At 43.8% G+C, this 23,458-nt stretch carries 20 protein-coding genes and 2 pseudogenes; 5 read left to right on the top strand and 17 right to left on the bottom strand.

Annotated features, from left to right (window positions below):
* Window positions 1-8 precede the first annotated feature (8 nt).
* From ACO1NU_RS08800 to ACO1NU_RS08790, 3 genes are all read left to right on the top strand, one after another.
* Window positions 9-1,679, top strand: a complete 1,671-nt coding sequence (locus ACO1NU_RS08800; protein ID WP_448818103.1) for a tetratricopeptide repeat-containing sensor histidine kinase — start codon at window positions 9-11, stop codon at window positions 1,677-1,679.
* A 7-nt stretch (window positions 1,680-1,686) separates the two neighbouring features.
* On the top strand, window positions 1,687-2,349 hold the full coding sequence (locus ACO1NU_RS08795; protein ID WP_448818102.1) for a response regulator: 663 nt from the start codon (window positions 1,687-1,689) through the stop codon (window positions 2,347-2,349).
* A gap of 92 nt (window positions 2,350-2,441) precedes the next feature.
* Window positions 2,442-2,975 (top strand): hypothetical protein, encoded by a 534-nt coding sequence (locus ACO1NU_RS08790; RefSeq protein ID WP_448818101.1) that lies wholly within the window; start codon window positions 2,442-2,444, stop codon window positions 2,973-2,975.
* Between the two features lie 120 nt (window positions 2,976-3,095).
* Here ACO1NU_RS08790 and ACO1NU_RS08785 read toward each other — a convergent pair whose 3' ends face one another.
* Both ACO1NU_RS08785 and ACO1NU_RS08780 read right to left on the bottom strand, forming a co-directional pair.
* Window positions 3,096-3,812, bottom strand: coding sequence for a sensor histidine kinase (locus ACO1NU_RS08785; RefSeq protein ID WP_448818308.1), 717 nt, complete (start codon window positions 3,810-3,812; stop codon window positions 3,096-3,098).
* 66 nt (window positions 3,813-3,878) lie between these two features.
* Window positions 3,879-4,139 (bottom strand): annotated as a pseudogene (locus ACO1NU_RS08780) (PAS domain-containing protein); the annotation flags it as partial.
* A 200-nt stretch (window positions 4,140-4,339) separates the two neighbouring features.
* Here ACO1NU_RS08780 and ACO1NU_RS08775 point away from each other — a divergent pair.
* A pseudogene (locus ACO1NU_RS08775) lies at window positions 4,340-6,351 on the top strand (BCCT family transporter).
* 136 nt (window positions 6,352-6,487) lie between these two features.
* On the opposite strand, the gene ACO1NU_RS08770 reads toward ACO1NU_RS08775, so the two are convergent.
* Window positions 6,488-7,264: an SDR family oxidoreductase gene (locus ACO1NU_RS08770; protein WP_448818100.1), complete on the bottom strand. Its 777-nt coding sequence runs from the start codon at window positions 7,262-7,264 to the stop codon at window positions 6,488-6,490.
* A 115-nt stretch (window positions 7,265-7,379) separates the two neighbouring features.
* Here ACO1NU_RS08770 and ACO1NU_RS08765 point away from each other — a divergent pair, with 115 nt between their 5' ends.
* Window positions 7,380-7,712 carry a winged helix-turn-helix transcriptional regulator gene (locus ACO1NU_RS08765; RefSeq protein ID WP_448818099.1) on the top strand — a complete coding sequence of 111 codons (333 nt, stop codon included), beginning with the start codon at window positions 7,380-7,382 and terminating at the stop codon, window positions 7,710-7,712.
* A gap of 276 nt (window positions 7,713-7,988) precedes the next feature.
* On the opposite strand, the gene ACO1NU_RS08760 is transcribed toward ACO1NU_RS08765, so the two are convergent.
* The 14 genes from ACO1NU_RS08760 to ACO1NU_RS08695 all read right to left on the bottom strand — a co-directional run bounded on the left by ACO1NU_RS08760 (window position 7,989) and on the right by ACO1NU_RS08695 (window position 23,441).
* Window positions 7,989-8,213, bottom strand: a complete 225-nt coding sequence (locus tag ACO1NU_RS08760) for a hypothetical protein (RefSeq protein WP_448818098.1) — start codon at window positions 8,211-8,213, stop codon at window positions 7,989-7,991.
* A 631-nt stretch (window positions 8,214-8,844) separates the two neighbouring features.
* Window positions 8,845-9,648 (bottom strand): DNA adenine methylase, encoded by an 804-nt coding sequence (locus ACO1NU_RS08755; RefSeq protein ID WP_448818097.1) that lies wholly within the window; start codon window positions 9,646-9,648, stop codon window positions 8,845-8,847.
* A 54-nt stretch (window positions 9,649-9,702) separates the two neighbouring features.
* The gene (locus ACO1NU_RS08750) at window positions 9,703-12,519 is read right to left on the bottom strand and encodes a phage tail protein (protein WP_448818096.1); all 2,817 of its coding nucleotides are present in this window, start codon (window positions 12,517-12,519) and stop codon (window positions 9,703-9,705) included.
* Window positions 12,520-12,523: 4 nt separating this feature from the next.
* Window positions 12,524-15,109: a hypothetical protein gene (locus tag ACO1NU_RS08745; RefSeq protein WP_448818095.1), complete on the bottom strand. Its 2,586-nt coding sequence runs from the start codon at window positions 15,107-15,109 to the stop codon at window positions 12,524-12,526.
* Window positions 15,109-15,618, bottom strand: coding sequence for a hypothetical protein (locus ACO1NU_RS08740; protein ID WP_448818094.1), 510 nt, complete (start codon window positions 15,616-15,618; stop codon window positions 15,109-15,111). The genes ACO1NU_RS08745 and ACO1NU_RS08740 overlap by 1 nt, the downstream gene beginning before the upstream one ends.
* On the bottom strand, window positions 15,615-19,286 hold the full coding sequence (locus tag ACO1NU_RS08735) for a hypothetical protein (protein WP_448818093.1): 3,672 nt from the start codon (window positions 19,284-19,286) through the stop codon (window positions 15,615-15,617). The genes ACO1NU_RS08740 and ACO1NU_RS08735 overlap by 4 nt, the downstream gene beginning before the upstream one ends.
* Window positions 19,279-19,461 (bottom strand): hypothetical protein, encoded by a 183-nt coding sequence (locus tag ACO1NU_RS08730; RefSeq protein WP_448818092.1) that lies wholly within the window; start codon window positions 19,459-19,461, stop codon window positions 19,279-19,281. Before ACO1NU_RS08730 ends, ACO1NU_RS08735 begins: the two co-directional genes overlap by 8 nt.
* Window positions 19,462-19,499: 38 nt before the next feature.
* The gene (locus ACO1NU_RS08725) at window positions 19,500-19,979 is read right to left on the bottom strand and encodes a hypothetical protein (RefSeq protein WP_448818091.1); all 480 of its coding nucleotides are present in this window, start codon (window positions 19,977-19,979) and stop codon (window positions 19,500-19,502) included.
* A gap of 1 nt (window position 19,980) precedes the next feature.
* Window positions 19,981-20,493 carry a hypothetical protein gene (locus ACO1NU_RS08720; RefSeq protein WP_448818090.1) on the bottom strand — a complete coding sequence of 171 codons (513 nt, stop codon included), beginning with the start codon at window positions 20,491-20,493 and terminating at the stop codon, window positions 19,981-19,983.
* 51 nt (window positions 20,494-20,544) lie between these two features.
* Window positions 20,545-20,892 (bottom strand): hypothetical protein, encoded by a 348-nt coding sequence (locus tag ACO1NU_RS08715; RefSeq protein ID WP_448818089.1) that lies wholly within the window; start codon window positions 20,890-20,892, stop codon window positions 20,545-20,547.
* Window position 20,893: 1 nt separating this feature from the next.
* On the bottom strand, window positions 20,894-21,604 hold the full coding sequence (locus ACO1NU_RS08710) for a DUF6808 domain-containing protein (RefSeq protein ID WP_448818088.1): 711 nt from the start codon (window positions 21,602-21,604) through the stop codon (window positions 20,894-20,896).
* The gene (locus tag ACO1NU_RS08705) at window positions 21,601-21,909 is read right to left on the bottom strand and encodes a hypothetical protein (protein ID WP_448818087.1); all 309 of its coding nucleotides are present in this window, start codon (window positions 21,907-21,909) and stop codon (window positions 21,601-21,603) included. Before ACO1NU_RS08705 ends, ACO1NU_RS08710 begins: the two co-directional genes overlap by 4 nt.
* The gene (locus ACO1NU_RS08700) at window positions 21,909-22,445 is read right to left on the bottom strand and encodes a TIGR02594 family protein (protein ID WP_448818086.1); all 537 of its coding nucleotides are present in this window, start codon (window positions 22,443-22,445) and stop codon (window positions 21,909-21,911) included. Before ACO1NU_RS08700 ends, ACO1NU_RS08705 begins: the two co-directional genes overlap by 1 nt.
* 60 nt (window positions 22,446-22,505) lie before the next feature.
* Window positions 22,506-23,441: a phage major capsid protein gene (locus ACO1NU_RS08695; protein WP_448818085.1), complete on the bottom strand. Its 936-nt coding sequence runs from the start codon at window positions 23,439-23,441 to the stop codon at window positions 22,506-22,508.
* Between the last annotated feature and the right edge of the window lie 17 nt (window positions 23,442-23,458).

Raw genomic sequence — 23,458 nt, 5'->3', positions numbered from 1 at the left:
AAAAACTTTTGAGAAGTTCACTGATTTTATCTGGCATTCTGGTGCTCATCATTGCGGCCTGTCGTGAAAAGACACCTGCGGATAAGACCGTCAAGACTGATGACTACAAAAAGGCGGAAAGCTTTCTCACGCTGCAGAAAGATTCTGCGTTCTATTATTTCAATAAGATCGCTACGACATCGGGAGACAGTCTGCAGCGGGCAGTTGCCTATAATCAAATGGCCACTATCGCTTTAGACGCCGGAGACTTCTTCGGATCTCAGGAAATCCTGCTGAGGTCGCTTCAGTATTTAGACAAAACCAATCCCAAACACCGGAGTTGCCTCGCCTCTGATTACAATGCGCTCGGTATGGCTACGATGAACCTCAAAAACTACAAGGCCGCACTGCCCTATTACGATGCAGCCCTGGATTTTTCCGATAACCAAAGCCTGCGCCTGATCATTCTGAATAACAAGGCGCTTACATATCAGCGCAGCGAAAAGTATGCTGATGCCTTGAAGATCTACAAAGAAGTGCTTGCGGCAGCGGAGAAAGGAGGGAAGGAATATGCCCGTACCTTGTCCAATAAGGGAAGAACAGAATGGCAGCTGCGACCGGATTATCATGCTGCACCGGAACTCCTGACGGCACTCGAGATCCGTATCCGGGCGGAGGACCTCTGGGGACAGAACGCCAGTTATTCGCATCTGACAGATTATTACAGTGCCCGTAAACCGGATTCGGCATTATTCTTCGCCAGAAAGCGATACGAGGTAGCGCAAAGGTTGAACAGTGCAATGGATCGGATCCCTGCACTACGGGAGCTGATCAAACACAGTCCGCCAGGTGCTGCTCAGCGATATTTCTCCGAATATCAACGGCTGAGTGACAGTGTTCAAGTTGCCAGAAATGCGGCCAAAAACCAGTTTGCCCTGATACGTTATGAAGCACAGGAAGCCAAGGCGGATAATCTCGAGCTGCAGAAGGATGTCACTGAAAAGAAGTACCAGATCATCCGCCAGAATATTGTGCTTTATACTGTTATTGTTCTCTTTATCTTCATAACCGTGATAGCCCTGTTGTGGTATCGAAAGCGGAAACAGCGGCTCCATCTGGAAGCAGAAAACCGGATCCGTAAAATTCAGCTTCAAACATCCAAAAAAGTGCATGACGTGGTCGCCAATGGATTATACCGGATCATGACGGAAGTAGAACATCGCGATGAACTAGACCGGGAACAACTGCTTGATAAAATAGAGGTCTTGTATGAACAATCCCGCGACATCTCGTATGAAAGTCCTGAGACAAACGAGGATGATTTTCATGTAAAGATCGCCGGTCTTCTCGGGTCTTTTGCCACGCAGGAGACGAAGGTGCTCATCGCCGGAAACAGCAAAGACTTCTGGGAAGAAGTTGGTGTGCGTATCGTGAACGAGCTGGAGCCCATTCTACAGGAACTCATGGTCAACATGACCAAGCACAGTCATGCCAAAACTGTTGTGGTCCGGTTTGAACGGCAGAGACAGCATGTGGTCATCACCTATACAGATGACGGTAAGGGATTTCCATCTGATCTTAAGTACGGGAACGGGCTCGTCAATACGGAAAACCGGATAAAAGAGCTGAACGGTTCTGTTAGTTTTGAAACGAATAACGACAGAGGGCTTAAGGTCCGGATTTTAGTTCCAGTTCAATAATCATAAGATGCTGAAAAATATCCTCATAGCAGAAGATCACCAGAGTATAAATATTTCCGTTCAGAAGACGCTAAGCGACCTGGGTGCGACGAACGTCACGCATGCCTATTATTGCGATGATGCGCTTAAGTTGATCCGGAAAAGCCCTTTCGATGAACCGATCGATCTGTTGATAACCGACCTGTACTTTGACGACGATAGCAATAGGCAGACCCTGTCAGATGGTATTGAGCTCATCCAGGCAGCAAGGGAAATTCTGCCCGACCTGAAGGTTCTCGCGTTCTCCGCTGAAGGCAGGGCTGTTGTGATTGACAGGCTCTTCAATCAGCTCCATATCGATGGATATGTGCGAAAGGGGCGCAACGATAGTCAGGAGTTAAAGGCGGCGCTGGAGAGCATTTCCAAAGGAAAGCGTCATTTTGCCTCTCACCTGCGCGCAGCCATTAAGCAAAAGAACAGCTATGACTTTTCGGAGCTCGATATCACCATTATTTCGCTTCTTTCCGATGGAACGCGACAGAAAGATATTCCGGCATACCTGCTTGCGAATAAGCTCAGGCCCAGCGGACTCAGCAGTGTCGAGAAACGCTTAAACCGGATGAAGGAAGTCCTGGAGTTTTCTAATAATGAACAACTGGTGGCGTTCTGTAAAGATATTGGGCTGATCTAACGATGGTTGTTGTTTATTAGTCTGCTGTCGTAACTGAAAATGTAGCTCCAGTTGATAATGTTCACCCACAGAAGGTATTATATTCGTGTAATATGAAGATAGTAAAGTTGTTAATCCTGGTTGCGGCATTGCAGTTCACTTTTTCGGGCTGTAAAAAATCGGAGGAAGAAGAAGTGCTCACTGGCAGATACTCGATTGTTTCAACGCAATCCGACCGGTCCGTGGATATCAATATGGACGGTCAGTCGACCAGGGATATGCTAGTTGAAATGCCTGCATTAAAGAATGCTACTCTGGGTTTGAATGTGAACAATTCCAGATTGTTTGATATGTTTTGGCCTAAGGAGTCTTTCCATTCCAGAGATGGAAGGGTAGTGCCCGACGGATATGATCCCAGCTTATTTGTTAATTATGATTTGGATGCGATCATTGGTTATTATTCGTATGATAAGAGTTCCAGAGAAATTGATGTCGACAAGAAATCGGACAATGAAAAGCCAGAATCCATACGTGTTATCTCTGAAGGAGAGATAGAGGCTATTTTTTCTGAGAAAGTTTACACTCGTTCTGGATGGGAAGATATAACCCTCACAATCTTATACAAGAGGTTTACTGATACGTTTTAGCCGGCCTGAAACTGGCTGTTGAACAAGTTGAATTTAAGCCCCGGAGTACATTTCTTTCTCCAACTCAGGTGTGAAATACGACGAGCTGAACAGGCAGGGAACGCTATCGATGTGAAACCATTATACGTTTGGAAAGAAGACCTTAAAAGTGGATCCCACGCCAACTTTGCTTTCCACTTTCATTTTTCCCTTTAACGCCTCGATGTGTCGTTTGCTAAGAAACAAGCCTAAGCCCTTGGCATCCTTATTCCCATGGAAGGTCTTGTACATGCCAAACAATTGGGTCTGATGTTTATTCAGGTCGATTCCTAAGCCGTTGTCGCTGACCTTTAATATGGTAAAGTCGTCTTCTTTTGACATGCTGATAGAAATATCAAGCTTGCGATCCGGAGAGCGGTACTTCACCGCGTTCGTGAGAAGATTTAAAAGCACACTTTGGAAGTAAGCAGGATTCGTGGTAAGATGCTTCTTTGAATCTATGTCGCAACGAATCGTCGCCTCGGCGCTAATGGTCGACAGTTGAATAATTTGTAGCACCTTATTGATCTCATCCGTCACATTGACCGATTCCATAGGCAGGTCGGGATTATCCTGAATGCTCATGATCGTACTCAGATGATGTATCGTTTCATCCAAAGAATTGACTGTATTGATAAGCATCCCCCATGCCCAGTCTCTATCCTTATTAGCCGTTAGCTCAAATACGTCGATCAAGCCGCTTATGTTCGCCACATGGGATCTTACATTGTGAGATATGATGTAGGCCAGATTGGTCAGCCGGTCATTTCTGATCTGTAATTGAGTAGCTAGTTCCTTTTGCTTTTCAGTAGCAAGCATGAGCTCGCGTTCATATTTTTTACGCTGTGAATTGTCAGAGATCGCGTAATAGACAGTTGCCGGTTCCTCCTCCGTATCTCTTTTTACGATCCCGTGCAGCAATGCCGGAACTCGTGTGTTGTCCGGACGCAGCAGATCAACACTGATCTCCTTCACTGAGCCTTGCATCAGCAATAAAGGGCGGATGTGGGTTTCAAAGTAAACTTTTGATCCCACGGGAAAGAGGTCATAGATATAATTCTTCGCTATCACATCTTCTTCTTTTACGGATAGCAATTCAGTCAGATACTGATTGATGAAAGTTATTTTACCGTCTTCATTCGTCGTGAGGAACCCGCAGGTGTTTTTTTAAGAAAATCTTGTGAATTCTCCGGTTTGACCATTATGAAACTTTTAAGGATGAGTTAAAATACGCCTGGATAAACATATATATGCCGGTCTTGTTAGAAATAATACGAAAGGACGAATTCCTGTTTCTCCACAACCTTAAACCAACGTTGATCGGCTAAAAAACTAAAAGAATTGATATGATGCAACACAAACTAAGATCAACGCTCGACCGCGGGGTTACTGTTCCGGGTCTGATATTTATTATCGGCGTTTGTCTGTTCGCTGTTTTCTTTCCGAATCCCGCTGAGCAAGTTCTCGATACCGTGAAGCAGTTCATATTTGTAAACCTCAATTGGGTTTACGTTTGGTCGGTTACCATTTTCGTTATTTTTCTGGTATATCTGATGTTCAGTAAATTCGGAAACATCAAGCTGGGGCCCAACGATAGTAAGCCGGAGTATTCTTTTTTTTCCTGGATCTCCATGTTATTTGCAGCTGGAATGGGAATCGGCCTGATGTACTTTGCCGTTGCCGAGCCGATATCGCACTACTCAACCGAAGCTTTCGAAGGAGGACATTATATCAACCGGGCGAAAAATGCACAACTTTATACTTTCTTTCATTGGGGGATCCATGCATGGGCGGTATATGGTTTAGTTGGGCTGTCACTCTCCTATTTTGCTTACAGATACCGGTTGCCGCTTTCGCTTCGAAGTTGCTTATATCCTTTATTAAAAACAAAATAGACGGAAAATGGGGAGATGCTATTGACGTGTTCGCCCTGTGCAGTACCTTCTTTGGCATTACCACAACGCTGGGATTTGGAGTAGTACAGATCAATTCTGGTTTGAAGACGCTGAATATTTTAGCCGAAACCAGTTTTGGCTATCAGGTAGGCATTGTGACGGTACTGGTGTCCTTCGCTGTATTTTCTGCCATCTCGGGAGTGAACAAGGGCATAAAAATATTGAGCAATATCAATATTACAGCAGCAATCCTGCTTCTGCTTTTTGTTTTGTCAGTTGGACCAACGGTTTACCTGATAGGCAGCTTTACTGACGGACTTGGAAACTATATCAACAACTTCTTTAATATTACATTTGATACTCATGTCTACGATCAGCAGACGCTTCCATGGTTTTACAACTGGAGCATTTTGTACTGGGCATGGTGGATTTCCTGGGCACCATTTGTCGGTTTGTTTATTGCCCGGATTTCTAAAGGCCGTACCATCAAGTCATTTATAGCTGCCGTGTTAATCCTTCCGACGCTGTTCAACTGTATCTGGTTCTCCATTTTCGGGAACAGTGCAATCTGGATAGACTTAAACGTGGCCGATGGTGTTCTCAGCAGCCTGGCAAATGATAGAGATGCACTGATGTTTCGATTCTTAGAGTATTTGCCTCTCTCGTCTGTTTCGAGCTTTTTGGTCATTGCTATTATCGTTATCTTCTTTATGACCTCTGCAGACTCAGGAATTTTGATTATGGACAGCATCTCAACAAGAAATTCCGACAAGTCACCTGCCTGGCAGAAGATCTCCTGGGGCTTTCTGTTAACCATATTAGCCCTCATGCTGCTAAATGCGGGAGGCCTTCAGGCACTACAAACCATGACGCTGATAACGGCCCTGCCTTTTTCTATAATCATGTTGTTTTTCGCTGTTGCGCTCATGAAAGGTCTGATTATCGATTACCGGTATTATAAACGTGATTTCTCCGTATCTACCGTCCCATGGTCGGGAGAGCTTTGGAAAGAACGCCTAAAGCAGATCGTCTCCTTCAAGGATAGTTCATCCATAGATGAATTCATTAATGGCCGGGTCATGGATGCCTTTGCTGAACTAAAAAGAGAATTTGATGCCAATGGCATTGCGCTTAGTATAAATGTCGACCGTAACCCAACCAGGGTGGCTCTTGAAATCCGGCATGATGTGGTAAATAACTTTATTTATGGTGTTAAAAGCCAGGTGAAAGTCGTTTCTGAGCATCTTATAGATGACAATAACTTTCCGGAGGTAAAGGAAAAGAAGACATATTATCCCAAAACGTTTTTTGGAGATGCCAGGGAGGGATATGATGTACAATACTTCACAAAGAATGAGTTGATCAGTGATGTACTCAAACATTACGAAAGGTTTCTTGAAATCGTCTCGGAGGAGGCTAATGAGATGTTTATCAGCAGTAATATCCACAAGAATAGAATTTAGCTTTGATCATATTTAAAATCGCAATTTTCCAGACGTACACGCTGATAGGTCAGCCTTGAGGAGATGCCCGAAGATCATGTGAAAAGGGGCAACGATAGCTAATGGATTTACCAGGTTCAGGCAAAGGGCAAGCCGCTTAATGAGCTACAGGTAAAGCACCTCCATCGATAGAATAATTGGTGCCGGTAATATATCGCGCTTCCGGAGACACAAGAAATGCTACCAGTTCAGCGATTTCCTCCGGCTCCGCCATCCGGCCCAGGGGGACACCAACTTTGTCCATCATGACCTTGAAAGCGTCGTCAGCTGTAATGCCGGAAGACGCCGCTATGTTCTCAATAAACTCCATCATCAAGGGGGTTTTAACCACCCCGGGAGAGACTACATTCACCCGGATCCCTTTGGGTCCTAATTCATTTGCGAGTGCCTTGCTATAGGCATTCAGGGCTGCCTTTGCGGAAGAGTAAGACATCGTCATTTCCCAGATAGGCTGCCTGGCGGCACCTGTAGAGATATTGATAATTACACCACTTCCTTTTTCAAGCATTGAAGGCAACAGCAGTTTGTTGATGCGCACGACCGACAAAAAGTTTAATTCCCAGTCATTATACCAGTCTTCGTCTGAAAGTGAATTGAAGCCACCGCCCGGGCTTAAGTTAGCCCCTGCATTATTGACGATGATATCCAGTCGGCCGTATCTTTCTGTAATCTCCTTAGCCATGGAGTGAGCATCTTCCAGATTCGTCAGATCAGCTGCTATAAAGTGATGTGCGTATGTATTCTCCTGAGGTGCTGTTCGTGCAGTTATCACCACTTGGGCACCTCTACTACTCAACTTATCAGCGATGGCTTTGCCGATACCCTTTGTTCCGCCTGTTACCAAAGCAACTTGTCCGTTTAATATACTTTCCATTTTGTTATTTATTATCCGTGTTTGCAAAGTAAAATACATTACTTTACTTTTGGAAGTAGTTACACTTTTGTATAGTAATACCATAAGGTAAAGCCATACAAAGGATCAGGTACTTATGGAAGAGAAAAAGTTGAAAAAAAATGATGACCGATGTGCGCTACAGGAGATTCTGGAAGTAATTGGTGGAAAATGGTCGATGTCTATTATCTATGCCCTGTTTAACGGCACGAAGCGCTTCAGTGAATTAGAGCGACTCATCCCGGGGATCAACACCCGGATGTTGGTTAAGGAATTGAAGAATATGGAAGCAAATGGAATTGTCGTCAGAAAGGTTTTTCCAACCGTTCCGCCTACTGTAGAATACACCCTAACTCCCAAAGGGGAAAAATTAGAGCCCATCATCGATGAATTGTATAAGTGGGGACTTGAATACGTCAGTAGTAAATGAAGCTGCTTATCCTCCCGATAGAATTTTCCCGGACTAGCGTTTGATTAATCTCTTGATATCATCAAATTCCCCAAAAACAACCAGGATGTCGTTCGCATCTAAGGTAGTGGAGGATTTTGCGATACCGGTGACTTCCTTAGATTCGCTGTCTTTTGAGTGGAAGTGGGAAGCATCAACAGCGAGGTTCCAAAAAAAAATCAGCAGCAAAAAGCTAATTACAAATAACAAGGTCGGGTTAAAATAGAACCGGTCGAAAAAAGACTGCCCTTTGATAGTTCAATCAGAAATATGCCAAAATTCCTGCATATATCCAGCCAACGTCCGGGTAAGAATAGTAAGGGCTAAATCTCCAGATAAATCCGGATAATTTGAAATTGCAGTAATTCCACCAAACCCGAGCTGCGTGATAATACCTAAAGAGGCAATTAAACTTACATACAAGAGGATGTAATCCAGAATTCTGCTATTTGTTTCCAGGAAATCCCCAATGCTTTTCCACATAGTTGTAAGGTAGTGTATCGCAAACATAATGTAAAGCACAAATTATCTCCATCTATAATCGGAAAAACGAAAATGCCAGTTTTTCAAAACCAAATTTCCAAAAATAAAATCACACACACGATTTAAATGATATTTAAAAACACTCTTAAACATCATTTAAATAAAGTTTATACTATCCCTCTTTAACGGCTCATCCAATAATAGTATATTTGCCCTGCGAACATTTCATTTCAAACATTCAATCCGGCTTTGTTGACCCTTTATAGGAAACGAGCCCGGACGCAATAGCCTTCGGGCTATTTGTTTGTGATGAAATGTTCGCAAAACTTCCATCCGTCCGGGCTTTATTTTCCACTTCTTTCCAACATACATCTTAAAGAATTAGCTATATTAGTCGAGCAAGGTGGCTATGGTTTAACTCATAGCATAATTAAAACGATGGAGTTAAGATTAACTATATCCATACGCTTTATCAGGGCGTTAAAAGGCTTGGTCTTGGCCATTTGCCTACTGATAATCCTCCTTTAAACTGAGGATCGCACAGGAAACAGAAAAAAGGACACACAATGTTGAGATCAGTGTGTCCTTTGTTACCATGTGGAGAGAGGGTCTCTTCAGCCACCTTGCTAATTTAATCGATTGGATAGTTTGATGTAAGCACCTCTATCTTACGTTTCATGTATCCAGCCTTACTGTTCACCGATACACCCGACTCAACGCTCCACATGTACCAGCCATGCTGCTTTACCCATCGCTGGAGCAAAGGCGAAGGATAGGAAGACAGAAGGAATTTGCCCTTTATCTCAGACAGCGTTTTAAGCAGGTTCTCGAAGTCTTGTTCCGAGTAACCGTCATAATGCCCGCAATCGCTATTAAAGTACGGAGGATCGCAGTAAAAGAAGCTCGCTTCTGAATCCCTGCTCTTAATGATATACAAGGCATCAGCGCACTCTAGCTGTACGTTCTGCAACCGGATAGCAATATCCTCAGTAAACCTTTCCTTATTGTTGATGATCTTCTTTGTCGTGGTGTTCTTTGAACGATCATAGCCCCAACTGGAGTCAAGTTGTGCGCTGAAGCTTTGCGAGCTAAGCACCCACACAGCCCACGCACGTTTGATCTCGCTAAACATGTCCGGATTGTTATAAATAACGGATGCCTTGCGATGAAGGTCACGACTGTGAAGAGTTATCCGGATCTCCATTTCGAGTGATACAAAATCATTCTGCACCACTCGATAGAAATTGATAAGCTCTCTATTCACATCATTGAGCACCTCGATGTTTGATTGCTGCTTTGCAAAGAACACCGCTGCACCGCCTATAAAAGGCTCACAGTACAGCGTGTGCTCAGGGATCAACGAGATAATCTTGTTAGCTAACTTTTGTTTACCGCCATAATAGCTAATTGGCGTTTTCATATTAATCTTACTCATAATCTAAAAAGTGTTTGTCTTGCTTTGTCAACCCTTCTTAGAAACTTGTAAAACTTAGTTCAGGTAACCCGTACAGATCCAGCTGTTGACATTAGAGAAATAAGTGTAAGTACGCCCCCAACTTATCCCGGTTTGCCATTCATTTATTGCTATAGTATCACCTCTATCTCTTATAGCCTTATCGGAGCTTTTAACTTGCATCGCGCCTCCTATACCGTTCACACTTACTACTCGTCCTTCAGGAGGGCTGACAGGCAATATAACAGAGGCTGTTCCGTTGATCAGGATTGCGCCTTCATCAGTAACCTGATGTACTCCAAAACCCACAACTGAAGTCTTGACAGCATGGTTTCTGATCTTTGAATCTCCATGAAACAGGAGATCACCTTCAGCAGACACCGCGATGTTCTTAATACCATTTTTAGCCCGGATATAGAGCCCATAATTATCCGCTCCACTGAATCCGGTGTTTTCAAATCTACCCACACATCTAACACCACTCGTTGCAGGGAAGACGTTCGCACCTATACCAGCCCAATAGCCTACACTGTTGTCAATGAAAGCTATATAGCCGTCATTCGGATATAGCACGAACTTACCCGATGCTCCATAGTTTTGAGCTGATTCGAGACTATTTGAACCGATTTTAAAACCTCCTATATAACCGGATACCGCGTACAGTTCGCCTCGCTGGTTGACCTTAAATGTTGCCGTTTCCTTAGTCCCTCCAGACCATATAACAATGGAATCTAAGCCCAATGTAGTATCTCCAGAAAGCCCGGCATTGATGACACCATTGGAGCCTACTGAGACATCATCAGCGATAACGAAGCCTCTGATTGTTAGTCTACCTTCAGTCGTTACGTTCCAGTCAATCCCGTACTGCTCATTTCCTAAATTGAATGATCCGGTTGTAAGGTCAAAGAAGTTTTGTTTAGTGATATCCTGAATACGGCCTGTAGTGATCTGATCACCGACAATAAAGGTCATCCCTTTAGTAAAGTCAAAGTTCCGATACCCATCTAGGTTAACCTCGAATAGTTGACCGAGATTGAACGCCCAAAAGCCGGGAATGTCGTTAGTGCCTACAGGTGTCTCACTAAGCTCCCATGTTCCCTGCAACGATGTCTTAGAACACTTCGCATAAGCGTAATAGAACTTTGCCGGATCAAGATTGTTGAAAGCAGCAGCCTCCATATTCCAGATATAGCCTAAACTTTCAATCTCGTAGAAGTAGTGTATTAGTTGCCCTGCTGAAATGGTTAGCGTGTTCTGATCACCTCCAGCATTCGGGTTGATCGTTACGTTATTGAGGACGTAATTTTGCGAGGCAAACCCGAACGTTCCCATCGCAGCGTACAAGCTTTCTTGACCTTTTGCGAGATTTCCGTCCGGATCAAACACCCGACCTGCCAGCTGCTTCATGTTCATGGAGTTCAACCTTGCACGTTCAGCGTTCCGTCTATCCACAACCTTTATTTCCTTCTGGTTGTCAATCGTATCAGCAATGACACGCTCGCTGATCGTATATGGAATGAAGTTGGCAATCTCAACAGTGATCTTTGTCTCCTGGGTAATCGTTTCAGGGAAGTTCAAAGGGTAACTGATGGAGGACACCCTGATCAGGTCATCAATACCGAGTGCTGCATGCTGAATTCGTACTTTATCTCCCGGCTTCAGCATGATCGAATTATCACGAGCGTACAGCGGATCAAGCTCAAGCGAATACAGTACACGAGGTATACAGTTCTCATCAAGATACTCCTGTGTTTTGGCACGCAAACGAGCTTCAGCATCATCAACATAAGTTTGTGGAAGACTTATATCCAGTAACGTGTAAACATCTCCCACATGCGCTGAAAATACGCCATTTGGAAGGGTGTAGCTATTACTATCAGTAGACACCTTACAAGTGATCGTCTTGGTAGCATGATTATAACGTAAGATTTCGAATTCTTCACCTTGCAGTTCTCCGGTTTTAAAAGAGACCTTTGCCGTATTACCCTCAAGTAGATGAGCGTTAATGTCAAAGTCCAGCGTAGTGTCCGTAATGGTGAAAGTATTGTCTCCCTCATTGAAGGAAACAGCCGTAACAGGAGCATCACGTTCCGGAAAGATGTCTTCATTGTTGTAATCACCTTCCTTGACCCGATAAAGCTCTGTATTGCGGTCAAGATAATCACCCTCAAACATCAGGTTCTTTGCCCCGTTGCGATATCCAGCAGGAAGGTTCCGAGTGCTTCCATAACCAAACGCCCTGGTCACGATGTTCTTATCACTCTGATAAGATGCAGATAGCTTGTACAACCCTTTGCCCCGACCATAAGCGAATACATGCGTTGTGAGGTTCCCAACTTGCTTTTGCAAGTGAATTGTCTTACCCGTTACGTTCCACTCAAAGGCGAACAGTTCAGCGATGGTGTCAAGAGCAGCACGGCACTTCATCGGAGTGAAGTCCGCTTTCTTCTCTTCAGTCACATCAACAGTACCAACAGACCAACCTGAATCAATCTCATTGATGTTGTCAACGAGGAGCTGCACGTAATCAGATGCAGTTCCATAATACTGAAAGTTATTGTTCTTGAGATGCTTGAAACCTTTGTCGTACAACCTGTACAGATCGCTTTCAAATACCAGCGAATACCTATAGCGGTGATTGTTGATCACTTCTGCAAGTATCGGAGGCGTATTGATTGTGTACCTTTCGCCCTGGTACTCGATGTAGCTACCAATAGGCGAAAGCAGAACACCAGGCGTTTCAATATCCGCCCGGATCTCCTTTGCGCCCATCAGCTCCCACGAGATCACCATCCCTGAATGAACAGGGAGGTTTGATATCTGGGTGTCGTTATGATGAATTGGGAGGTACATGCCGTTAAACCAAAAGATGTAAGATTTGATGAAATACGTGATCTCCGATCTCCTGATAACCTTCCGCACGTGGGTGAACACTGTTAGTATTCACTGGAGTTGCGCTCGTATAACGATCAGATGCTTTCACGGTTCCTTGTGGATACCCTTCAAATGGATGTATTGCTAACCCGGAGATACCAACGTAGACATTGGGATTATAAACAGCATTGTCGAACTGATTCAAAAGTGCCTTCCATAACTTGAACATATTTTGACGATAATAAAAGTAGTGGCTCAGTTTAGGGAAACCACCTGCTGTATTGTTACATGATGGTTCAAGCTGTACTATAATCCTACCTGTTGGATTGTCAGCAATAAAGGCATCTACTATTGCCTTTTGGTGCGAGACTTTTGTCGCAATTACAGCATCGGATAACACCGCATTCGGGGATTGTCCTATATCGTTGATTCCAAGTTGCATATTAACTATATCAAACTTTACATTCTCAGGCATTCCGAGAACGACTGTTCTATAATTGGCCACATTGAGTTTCGTGCCATCCCAAAGCGGATTGCCAGAACCTACAGAATAAGAAGTATAGGTAATACTTTGAAGACCGGACGTAGAGACCAATACACCACTAGCATCCGGCAAATTGGTGCCGGCACTTCGAGTCATATTAACGTATCCGTTTCCATCAGTTCTATTAACCTCGTATACAGTGAATGTACTTCCATTATTAGTAAAAGACGTCCATTGTGTCATCGGAGCCGTATGACCTGTAAACTCGAACCTGTAGAAGACCAATCCACCTGTTGCAAAGTTTTCTGCAGTCCAACCGCTTCGACCTTCTGTTTTTCCACCCGTCTTTGTACCACGAAATACCGGTTGCACTCCTCCTAGCTTCTGGAAGTTTGAAATAATAGCATTTATAGTGTATACCGGTTCGGTTAGGCTGTCTCCAATTGAGACACCGTTTTTCTCCGTCAATAACTGACTTGCAGCTTTTACAACAACTTGCAGGGATTTTTCAGAAACAACAACAGCATCTTTGTAAACTCTTATCGTCATCGAGAATGTACCTTCAGTTGTCGGAGTTACCTTCCAGAAGTTAACGTATCCTGTACCTATAGCACAATCAACCGAAACGTTAAACCCTTTGACATCGCTAATAAAGTTCTCGTAGTACAGAGAGATCGGATAGCCAGTCACAAGCAATATTTTGGAAGGCGTAACTATTGATGGTTTGGGGCCTATCCCAGATTCACCTTCTTTCAAAGCTGATATTTCTGCGTTTAGTCTATTCAGCTCGGATGAAAATATGTAAGGAACGGGATCTTTATAAAGCAGCCTTTGCGTTTCTGTTACATTGACAGGCTTATAAGAGCAGTAGCGAATAAATGATGTTCCTTCAGGAGCCTTAAAAAGAAGTTGCTTAAGCACGTCAGACCCTGTTCCTGTATAGTTTGCACCAGGTGCAATAGTAGTTAACAATCCTTTAGCATCGTTAAAGTAAGCGAACCTCGCAATTTGACCATATATACGGCCATTAAACTGGAGATCCCTGTTTTCCGGAATTGATACGAAATCGCTGGAAAACCAGTTCCCAGCGGGGCTTACCGTCCCTGTGTTATTTATGAACCCTTCAAAAGGAAGTTCGCTATTTATAACATCGTCAAGAACAAACGACTTAAGACCCAGTTTGGTGACGATATTATCAACAACAGGCTTAGCAGCCTTTCCAGCCAGAGTGTTCTCCACAACTACCAACTTAGCAGTTGCTTCTGTAATCTGATTTACCTTACTTGAAGAAAAGTATGGCGCCTCATCAAAGTATAACAAACTCTGTCCTTCAACTATACCTACTGGTATATTAGAAGAATACCGAACATAAGCTGTTCCAGCAGGAGTGAGAAAAGTCGTTTGTTTCAAAACGTTCGAACCGACTCCATTGTAAGCAGCTCCAATAGCATTAGATCCTATCAAAACTTTATTCTCATCGAAAAAAGCAACTACCGCTATAGTTCCGTATATCCTTCCATTATACTGATATACTTTGTTGGGAAGGACACTAACAAAGTAGCTTGAATACCAGTTTTGTGCAGCCATAATAGCCCCGGAGCTATTCACATATCCAGAAATTGGTAGAGAAGTATTAACAATACTACCTTTTGTGTAAACTACTGCTTCCAAGGCTGTTTTAAGACCGTCAGTAACTTCCTGAACTGGTGAAAACTCACTTTTTTTTGTATAGTCAACTAATTCGGGACTATCCACCAACTCCCTCTGCCATTCCCACGCTCCGTTATTCCACACAAAGCGATTGTTGCTGGTATACTGTTCACCAACCTTAGAGGTAACAGTAATCCCTCCGAACCCTGGATATGCAACATTCAAATGAGCCGTGGATACCGGCCATGTTTCACCCGCAAACCTTTGCCCTGATGGAACAGTTGCAGGCGTAGCAATATTCTTCTCTGATCTTACAATACTTGACAACGGGAAGAGCTTAGTCCCTCCATTTGCGTCAATGCCTAGAACCTTTGCATTATCAATCGATACAGCAACATCTACTGTATCTATACTTTTATCTTCTGTAGCTGCCATTATTCTGTAACTATAAGTGCGTAATTGTCTGTTGTTATTAATCTGTTGCCGTTCTTGTCTGTCAGGAAAGTGAACTGTTTCCAGAAGGAAGGTTCCGGCTCGATAAGTACAAGGTTAAACTTGACACCAATCCCTTCATACTCCTCATGCTTGAGGTAAGTGAGCTTTCTGAATGACGTGCTGCTGTGATAGTAGCAGTAGAAGCTCCTTGACAGCTCATCAAGGTAAAGACGGAACGTGCCTGGCTTTGTGATCAGAGTAAAGAACCCTTTGTACTTATTCCAGAAGTCCGCTTCGCTATTTCCCATCATCACTATTTCCAGAGTAACCCTTTTCTCTTTGAAGTAGACCGGCGCTTTTCGGTCAAACTCAATCCCATTCTCATCACCCCAATCATGTAAGAACCGTTCCTTTGTGTCGTGCATACGGAGTAGGTCATCCAACCCTGATGTAATGAATGCTCCGAAGTTGTCACGGAGTGTTACCCCGCTTATACTGTCTTTTATCATCCGTAACCAGCCCCCCTCAAACTGCCTGAATTTGTGTTACTAACTATTTTATCCAGCTTTTCAGCTATCGTAGCTAGTTTATCGAGCTTCTCAAGCGCATCGAGCTTCAGAGAGCTTGATGCTGCGTGACGCTCGATTCTGATAAGCACCTCTGTTTGTTGCTTCATAACCGCTAAACCTTCCATAGCCGTTTGATAGTTGCGTTTCGTGTAGTCGTATGTCCCACGGGTGATCCCTTCCAGTGCGCTGGCTTGATCGGAGGTAATACTTTGAATGCCTTTAGATACAGCTGATCCATCAGCCGTCTTGAAGTCGCTTCCAGTCACTTGCTTAAGCTTCTCGAATTCCGCTAATGCTTCCCCTGTCATTGTCTGATAAGCAATACGAAGAGCTTCGATATCTTCAGTTGTAAGGCCATCTTTACCAGCTTCAGCAAACTGCTTATAAAAGCCTTCGATCTTACCTTTCAGGATATTGTTCTTGAACATATTAAGAGAAGCCTCATTCATTGAGTCTTCAAAGAAGTCAGCCAGATCTTTAACACCTGTCTTGCCTTCCTTAATGAAGTTCATGAAGCCGTCTGTCAACGAGTCGACATTTGTCCCGGTGGCTAACTCGCTGGCAACATCAGCAACATCCTGAAACGCATCCTTAACATCAGCACCCTCTTCTTTAAGTTTCTGCAACCATTCAAACAGGGACTTAGCACCTTCCGTCAACTTTCCCTGCAGATACAACTCCTCAAGCTGATCGTAGTCCATACCTGCAAGGCTGGCCATGTTCTGTTCAGATTTTGCTTTTCTAAACCAAGTTCCATGTTTGTAAGTGGTCGACTCGACGTACTGTTCACCTTGCAGTTTACGGTACACCTCGTTATACTTCTTATCAATTGCCGTTTGCTGGGACGTTAAAAGCTCATATTCTGCTTTCAGCCCCTCCATCGTATCTCGATGCTGTTCGGCCTGTTGCCTTGCACGATCCCGGAGCGTAGCTTGGTACTGCATCTCACCACGATAGGCAGCATCATAAAAGTCTTTAATGTCTGCTTTGGCTTTTTCTTTTGCAGCCTTTAACCCTTTAAACCAGCTAACCCCCGTACCGATCACACTGGCAGCGATCCCGATACCAGCTGTAACCATTCCAGCACCAGCTAACAGCTTTTCAGTTCCTGAAGCACCAGATGCGTTCATAGCTTCCTTTTGCCGTTGCATCTCTGAGAAGCCGGCAATAACATTGGACACCGTTCCGAGCACATTTGCAAAGCCATCATCGATACTTGAAATAGCTGAAGCGACATTTCGCAATGAATCAGCAGCAGCATCCAGACGATCGGGAAGACGATCTGCAACAGCCTTCTTTGAGTCGTTGATCTTATCGATGATATCTTTAGCCAGATCCGCGCTGATGAGTCCTTTGCCTTGCAGCTCCTGAAGCATAGATTCAGCGTTCGCGATAACAACTTGCGCCTGCTTGTCGCTGACCCGCTCGACACCATCAAACAGCTTTTTATAAGAGTCCAGCTTCTTGACATTCGCATCATCAAGGTTACGCAAGGACTCCGTGTACTCAACGGATCGGGTATTCGCTTCAGCAATCTTACCTGCAGATAACAGCACTTGATAATCGCGCTCGTAGTTCTCAGTGAGTAGCTTTCTTTGTGCCTGATAGCTTTGAAAGTCTTCAAGAAGTTTACTCAAGTGCTTAGCTTGAGCTTCAGCTTCCTTTTCCATGGCATCGGAAAGGATCTTATTCCTTTCTTCAACCGGACCAGATCCAGCATCAGTAGTATTTACATTTGCTTTCTGGTTGGATAGGTATTCCGAGAAAGATCCAAACTGAACATTATACAGCTCCTTTGCTTTATCAGCTCCGAACTTAACCCTCGCATTCTCGAAGTTCTCATATAGCTTTTGCTGTTTATCAAGTTCTACTTTCAGCTTCTCAGTTTGTTGACGATACTTTAGATCTGCTTCAGCATCTTTCTGTAAATCGTCAAGTCCGGACGTGGAAACAAGACTCACCTTTTTTGAGTGCGTTGCATTGTACTTCGCAATCTTCTCATTTTCTTCAGCGATGATCCGCTGCAGCTTTGCAAACTTGTCTTTAAGTGCCTGTAGCTCCTCTTCGTCCTTGTTAAACGACTTTCTGGAGTACTCATCGTCCAGCTGAACAATACGCTCCAGTATGCTTTTACGACCTGATATAATCTGATCGTAATCGGTACCGTCTTTCTTGGATTGCTTGTCCGGATCTTCAGCAGTGAAAGCCTTTAGATTCTTACGAGCTTCCGCTATTTTAGCCTTATAGTCCTTTGACTTTGCAACGAAGTCAGTAGCGCTTTTGTCCAGATTATCAAGCAATAATTGATTATCAGATACGATTCTTTCAAAGTATGACTTGTCCTGTTTGTTGCTGTCTCCGATCGGCTTCTCAGCCTCAAGGCGTTTCTGATAGCCTTTGTCAAGCGTTTCGACCTGCTTCATAATAGCACGATCTTTTTCAATGTACTCCTCGAAACTTGCCTGACGTTTTTTGAACAGCGCATCGGTCGCGGTCTCCTCGTCATTGATCTTGAACTTCTGGTTCTTAGCAGCAACTGCAGCCTGATCCCGCTTATCCCTGGCTTCGTTATAGCCTTCAGACAAATCAATCCTTTGCTTTAGTAGTTCTTGACGCTTAGAGTTGATAGCCTCTTCATAGCTTTTGCGTTTAAGCACCTCGATGTACTTTTCAATAGCAACCCGACTCTCGTCTGTCTTGATTTTCTCAAGAGTGATATTACCTAAGTGTTCAGGCATCAGCCTGTTGATGCTTCGAACAGCCTCAACTCGTTTTTCACGAGACAATCTTTCATTGTTTGCCGTTTGGATTAGCGTCTGGAGGTTGCTGATCTCTTTGGTGATGGATGACTGATAAGCTTTATCAACCTCAATTTGGTTTTGCTTAGCCTGCTTAAGATCATCAAGAGCCGATTTGCCGTTAAAGAGTGCTTTTACCCATATTCCGATTTCCTTACCGTACACCGTTGTCAGCGTAATACCAACAGTCAACAATGTTTGCCAGCTCAACATGGACGAAGTCAGTTGTCTCCATATTGGCACTGCTTTTTGTCCGGATGCTGTTAAAGCTTCATTTTGTTTACGAGCAGCAGAAAGGCTATCGACAAGTATGGGAATATTGTTAGAAACTGCCATGAACCCTGTTTGAGCGCTGTAGGTAAATGCTGGAAGTTCCCGGCTGATTTGATTGATACTATTCTGCAGACTATTGAACCCGCCTCTTGCAGAGTAAGCCACATTGTTAAGCTCCGCAACTGATCTGCGTATTCGTTCGTTACGAGCCTGATAATCTCTTTCTACTTGAGCGTTTGCTGCTGCAGATCTAACAGCTGCTTCTTGTGCTGCTGCAGCAGCTCTGTTTGCAGTATCTTCAATAAGGGCGTTAGTCTGTCTTGACATTGCCAGAGAACCGGAAAGAGCAGAATTTACGGCTTGAGCTTGACTGATAGCTGCTTGTCTTACCGCTGCCATCGACATGGATGCAACCTGTTGCGAAGCGCTTCTCGAAGTACTTAATACTCCAGTAATGCCACTACGAACATCATTTAGCTGTTCGCGGACTTGCGGATTATTAAGTATGAAATCAAGGTTTAACTCTAAATTATCCATTTTGACGCTTTGCTTTATGTCTGGCTACTGCTTCTTTACCCGACATCTTCTTTTTCTTTGGTTCGTCTTTCTTTTTGCCGAAAGAGGGAGCATCGGATATCATCATCCGAACGTTGATCCAGCTAACTTTCCAATAGAGGTAATGAAGCGACCAGCCAGTTTTCTCAATGATCATCCACTGTATTCCCCAGGGGCTATTGAGGCCAGTTGCCTTTAACTCCCCTGATTCTCCGGACTCAGATTCGGTGCCGTCACTATCGTTGTGCTTACCGATCTGATAGTATTCATAAAATCCTCTACACCTCCGAACAGGATGATAAGCTCAACAAGTGCAGCCATCCGGTTTGGCTCCATGGATTCTCTGAGAAAGAATGCGAGTGGACGATTAAAAAGGAAGTATGTGATATATCCGTTTAGGAGCAAACAGGCAATGATCTTAGAAAAGCCTTTGCCATTTTTTGACATCAGCTCTATTGCTTTTTCAACAGAGATACCTTTTAGCTCCTCCGAGCTGATCCCCATTTTAAGGTACAATCGTGATACCCGGAGCATCGTTCCCCAAGTCGGCTGCTTGATGACCAGGGATATTGTTTTTTTACGAAAGATCCTTAAAAGAAGAGGCGCCCTGATTTTCACCCGCACGCCTCTTTCCAGTAATGTATCAGCAGCCTTAAGTTCGGTTTGCTGATTCATATTACACCTCCGGTTCTGGATCAGTCCAAGCCATAGATGCTAGTCCTTCAATTCCCGTTGCCTTTGGTGTTACGGTGATATCCTGAAGTCGGATACTTCCTGCAGCAAGGTTAGCGTTCTGTTTACCGAACCAGCTTCCACGTGGTATCGTACATACACAACCATCTTCAGTTGTGAAAACAAGCGCCTTAGTCTTGTTGCTTCTTTTATCCGGCTTGTTCCAGGTCTTTCTACCTTCAAGGGTTGTCACCGTTCCATCAAGACAAAGCTTCAATGTGTCAGCATCACTTTTCATAACACTGAATCTAGCAGTTGTCTTTCCCGGACGCGTGATGACGAGTTCGGCATCATCGTTTCCTGAAGAATAGTGCTCTTCCTCTTCTGGATCTGCTTCCTGAATATCAACGGTGTCCTTGTAAACCTTAATCGGAACAAGGTTAGTAACTTCACCAGTTGTAGGGTTAAAGTCCCCGACTTCAACCTTACTACATCCGTAACTTATAACGTCTGACATATAGTCGTTTTAATGATTAATAAATAGTGTTTAAATACCGTTTAAACCTGATTAAACAGTCTCTGATTCCTTTTCAGCGATCTTCGCTTTCAGCTTATCTGTTGTGATATTCTTAGCTGCTGGCTCTCCATATAACTCAGAGTATCGAGCTAAAAGCGTTTCCCTTTCGGCCTTAGCAGTATCTGCATTAGACTCATTTTCACCATCGGGATCTTCCACGATATCAGAGGGACGCTTCACCTCTACTACATCCTTATCTTCTAAGGTCTTTCCATGGTTCACCGCATCACCTTTCTGAAAAAAAGCCTGATTGTCAGATGTCATGTGAAATGTTTTCGCGTTTGGATTTTGAGCAAATAAGATCTTGATGATTTTCTCGCGTTCTGATGATTTTTTCATTTTAAAATCGTATTAAGTTATAAGATACGCCCACACCTATTGCGGGCAAGAAAGTTCGTTTTGACGGATCATAGTAGTAGCCACTTTGCAGACCAATACCCCAGCGTGTAGGCTTATGGCTTTCAATGGTAAGCGTTTGCAGGCCGTCTATAGAAATGCGTTTATCGGGGCTTAGTATGTCAGTGTAGTAGGTATAAGGAGACAATATATTTTTTCGGTCTTTATAATCATGTCTAATCAGCTTGATCATCCAGTCAATATCAAACGTACCACTAATACTGTCTGGCGTGAACTTAGCAGATGCAAACGCATCCTTATACTGATATGATGTCCGGTGAAGACTATCTATAACCTTAACCGCTCTCAGATTCTTTGCTTCAAGTTTCCCTATAGTTACGGAAGCCTGCTGAAGCTTGTTTGATTTGTCGAAATTATCAAGTCTTAGGCTATCAAGAACAGACTGGCTTATCGGTAACTTACTGATATCTCCATTGCTTAGAATAGCTTCCTTTCGTTTGGCAACAGTCTTCGAGTATCCCTGGTTGTCAACAGAACGAGCCAATATCTTTGCTTCTGTCTTCGCTTCGTCAATCAACGCAGGTGAATTCTCTATTGAATGATTTTGAGGGCTGCGAAACACTAACTTAAACGTTAGCCAGCTGCAAAGCACAACCATAACGGCAAGGCATATCTTTAACAAGTTATTTTTCATTTCCTTTTTTGTTTATAGGTCTCAATTGCTGTACTGTCTACTGTTTTTTGTATTTGTTCTACTACACCTCTTTGAACGAGATAGGCTTTAAAAACCTCATCCTTTTCCCTGCGTTCGTCTTTGACCTGCCTTTGCAGTTCTTCTTTTTCAAGCTGACAATTCTCTGCAGCGCGGTTGGTATCGATCCTCTGGGTTACCAAAACGCTGACCAGTACAAGTGTTACCACGTACAAGGCGTAAGCGAATGGAGTTTGTGCAATCTCTTTTAGAGTGATTTTCTGTAAGCTTTCCTGTAACGGCCCCATTATGCTTCATTAGTTGATAAGATGCCTGCTTCTGATAATTTGATCTTGCGCACATTGGCTGGTTGAGCGATTTTGTATTTAGGCCTCCTGGCTGCAAGAAGACGGCTTTTATCTATCCAAGCAAAGCCTACAGCATTGCTTTGATTACCGCCATACACCAGGAATGCTTTGTCGTTTTCACCGACATAAAATCCAACGTGACCACCACCGGGTCTAACGAAAACTAAAACATCCCAAAGTTTCGGTGTATCTGCCTGAATTCCCCAATTAGCCCACTCTCTTGCTGCTAATACTTTGGCCGAAGAAAATGCGTAACCACATCTTTTAGCAACTACCCCAACAAATAAACCACACCATGGTATATCGTCGTCAGTATACCACCCACTCACTCCAACCTCTTTTGCCCAACCAAGGATATTAGCGTTACTGCCTTTACCCGCGTGTTCAAGCTCTCCGTAATGTTTTAGAGCTTCAACAAGCATCTTAGGAGCGTTTTCCTTTAACAACCACTTATATTTATCGGGTAATATTCTCATTGTTTTAAGGTTAAGCGGGTCGGCCTTACCGTCCCCGCTATGTAATTAACCTGTTGTTTTTTACGCCTTTCTACCAGAAGCGATGGCAGCGATATACTTTAGTCTCTTAGGACAAGCCACGAAGTAGTGACGGTAATTAAGCTTATTGCTTTGGTTTTCCGGATCTATCTTTGCATCCCGGAAGTACTGCTTTGTGAAGCCAGTTTTCTTAGCTACGTTGGAAGCAACAAAGGCGAAAGATGCCTGTGATTGAGTATCAGTAGGAACCGCACCAAACGCTAACTTAGTTGTACCGTTATAGTGTGGATTCTCTGAGTAGCGGAATAGGTCAAAGCCTAATATGCGCGGTGCTGGTGAACCTTCTTTGTAGTTTACCATCTGATCACCAAAGTTTTTACGATCCAATAGCAAATCGTTCCAGTGATCATCACATAGAACCAGGCGCCTTCCACGAACCGGCATTTTAGCCTTATCGCAAGCGACTTTGAACGCGACCAGATTCTCGTAAGACATTTGCAAACGAGCACCTGATGCTGCTGTGGCTGCATTCAGACCTACACCATCTGTAAGTATTACAGGGGTTGCTGGCGTGTTTGCTGCAGGAGCCATCGCATGTGCAGCGCGAACGTACTTTTTCGCTAAGATTGCTTCTTTGTGTGCCGTTGTCGCTGCATCAATCTTGTCGTATGATGCACCTAATACCTGATCATCAGTCAGTTCAGTAGGTAAGCTCTGAAACTTGTGAAGTCTCACAATCGTCTCATTGTCGTCATACTGCTCTACTGCTAAAGGGTATGCGGTGTTATCCACCAACACAGTAGGCTCAAAGTCTGAAGCCGGGATGTGGATGATGTTCTTTTCGGTTGCAGTACCGGAACCAACCTCGATAACCTCGGTGTCTAGCTCTGGTATATTGTCCAGCCACGGTGCATCGGTGGCATCGTTCAGGTTTCTTTCAACCCTCTTTTCCCACATTTCAGGATAAGTACTTGGCATAATAGATATTATTTATG

This window comes from Arcticibacter sp. (genome assembly GCF_053551015.1).
The sequence above is the reverse complement of the archived record's forward strand: the minus strand, read 5'-3'. Positions and strand labels throughout refer to the sequence as shown.

Coding starts and splice junctions, on each gene's coding strand:
- ACO1NU_RS08755 (WP_448818097.1), bottom strand. CDS start 9,648: ATGAGTAAGATTAATATGAAAACGCCAATTAGCTATTATGGCGGTAAA.
- ACO1NU_RS08740 (WP_448818094.1), bottom strand. CDS start 15,618: ATGATAAAAGACAGTATAAGCGGGGTAACACTCCGTGACAACTTCGGA.
- ACO1NU_RS08795 (WP_448818102.1), top strand. CDS start 1,687: ATGCTGAAAAATATCCTCATAGCAGAAGATCACCAGAGTATAAATATT.
- ACO1NU_RS08790 (WP_448818101.1), top strand. CDS start 2,442: ATGAAGATAGTAAAGTTGTTAATCCTGGTTGCGGCATTGCAGTTCACT.
- ACO1NU_RS08750 (WP_448818096.1), bottom strand. CDS start 12,519: ATGTACCTCCCAATTCATCATAACGACACCCAGATATCAAACCTCCCT.
- ACO1NU_RS08745 (WP_448818095.1), bottom strand. CDS start 15,109: ATGGCAGCTACAGAAGATAAAAGTATAGATACAGTAGATGTTGCTGTA.
- ACO1NU_RS08715 (WP_448818089.1), bottom strand. CDS start 20,892: ATGAAAAAATCATCAGAACGCGAGAAAATCATCAAGATCTTATTTGCT.
- ACO1NU_RS08765 (WP_448818099.1), top strand. CDS start 7,380: ATGGAAGAGAAAAAGTTGAAAAAAAATGATGACCGATGTGCGCTACAG.
- ACO1NU_RS08700 (WP_448818086.1), bottom strand. CDS start 22,445: ATGAGAATATTACCCGATAAATATAAGTGGTTGTTAAAGGAAAACGCT.
- ACO1NU_RS08770 (WP_448818100.1), bottom strand. CDS start 7,264: ATGGAAAGTATATTAAACGGACAAGTTGCTTTGGTAACAGGCGGAACA.
- ACO1NU_RS08735 (WP_448818093.1), bottom strand. CDS start 19,286: ATGGATAATTTAGAGTTAAACCTTGATTTCATACTTAATAATCCGCAA.
- ACO1NU_RS08695 (WP_448818085.1), bottom strand. CDS start 23,441: ATGCCAAGTACTTATCCTGAAATGTGGGAAAAGAGGGTTGAAAGAAAC.
- ACO1NU_RS08705 (WP_448818087.1), bottom strand. CDS start 21,909: ATGGGGCCGTTACAGGAAAGCTTACAGAAAATCACTCTAAAAGAGATT.
- ACO1NU_RS08785 (WP_448818308.1), bottom strand. CDS start 3,812: ATGCTTGCTACTGAAAAGCAAAAGGAACTAGCTACTCAATTACAGATC.
- ACO1NU_RS08760 (WP_448818098.1), bottom strand. CDS start 8,213: ATGTGGAAAAGCATTGGGGATTTCCTGGAAACAAATAGCAGAATTCTG.
- ACO1NU_RS08720 (WP_448818090.1), bottom strand. CDS start 20,493: ATGTCAGACGTTATAAGTTACGGATGTAGTAAGGTTGAAGTCGGGGAC.
- ACO1NU_RS08725 (WP_448818091.1), bottom strand. CDS start 19,979: ATGAATCAGCAAACCGAACTTAAGGCTGCTGATACATTACTGGAAAGA.
- ACO1NU_RS08730 (WP_448818092.1), bottom strand. CDS start 19,461: ATGATCATTGAGAAAACTGGCTGGTCGCTTCATTACCTCTATTGGAAA.
- ACO1NU_RS08710 (WP_448818088.1), bottom strand. CDS start 21,604: ATGAAAAATAACTTGTTAAAGATATGCCTTGCCGTTATGGTTGTGCTT.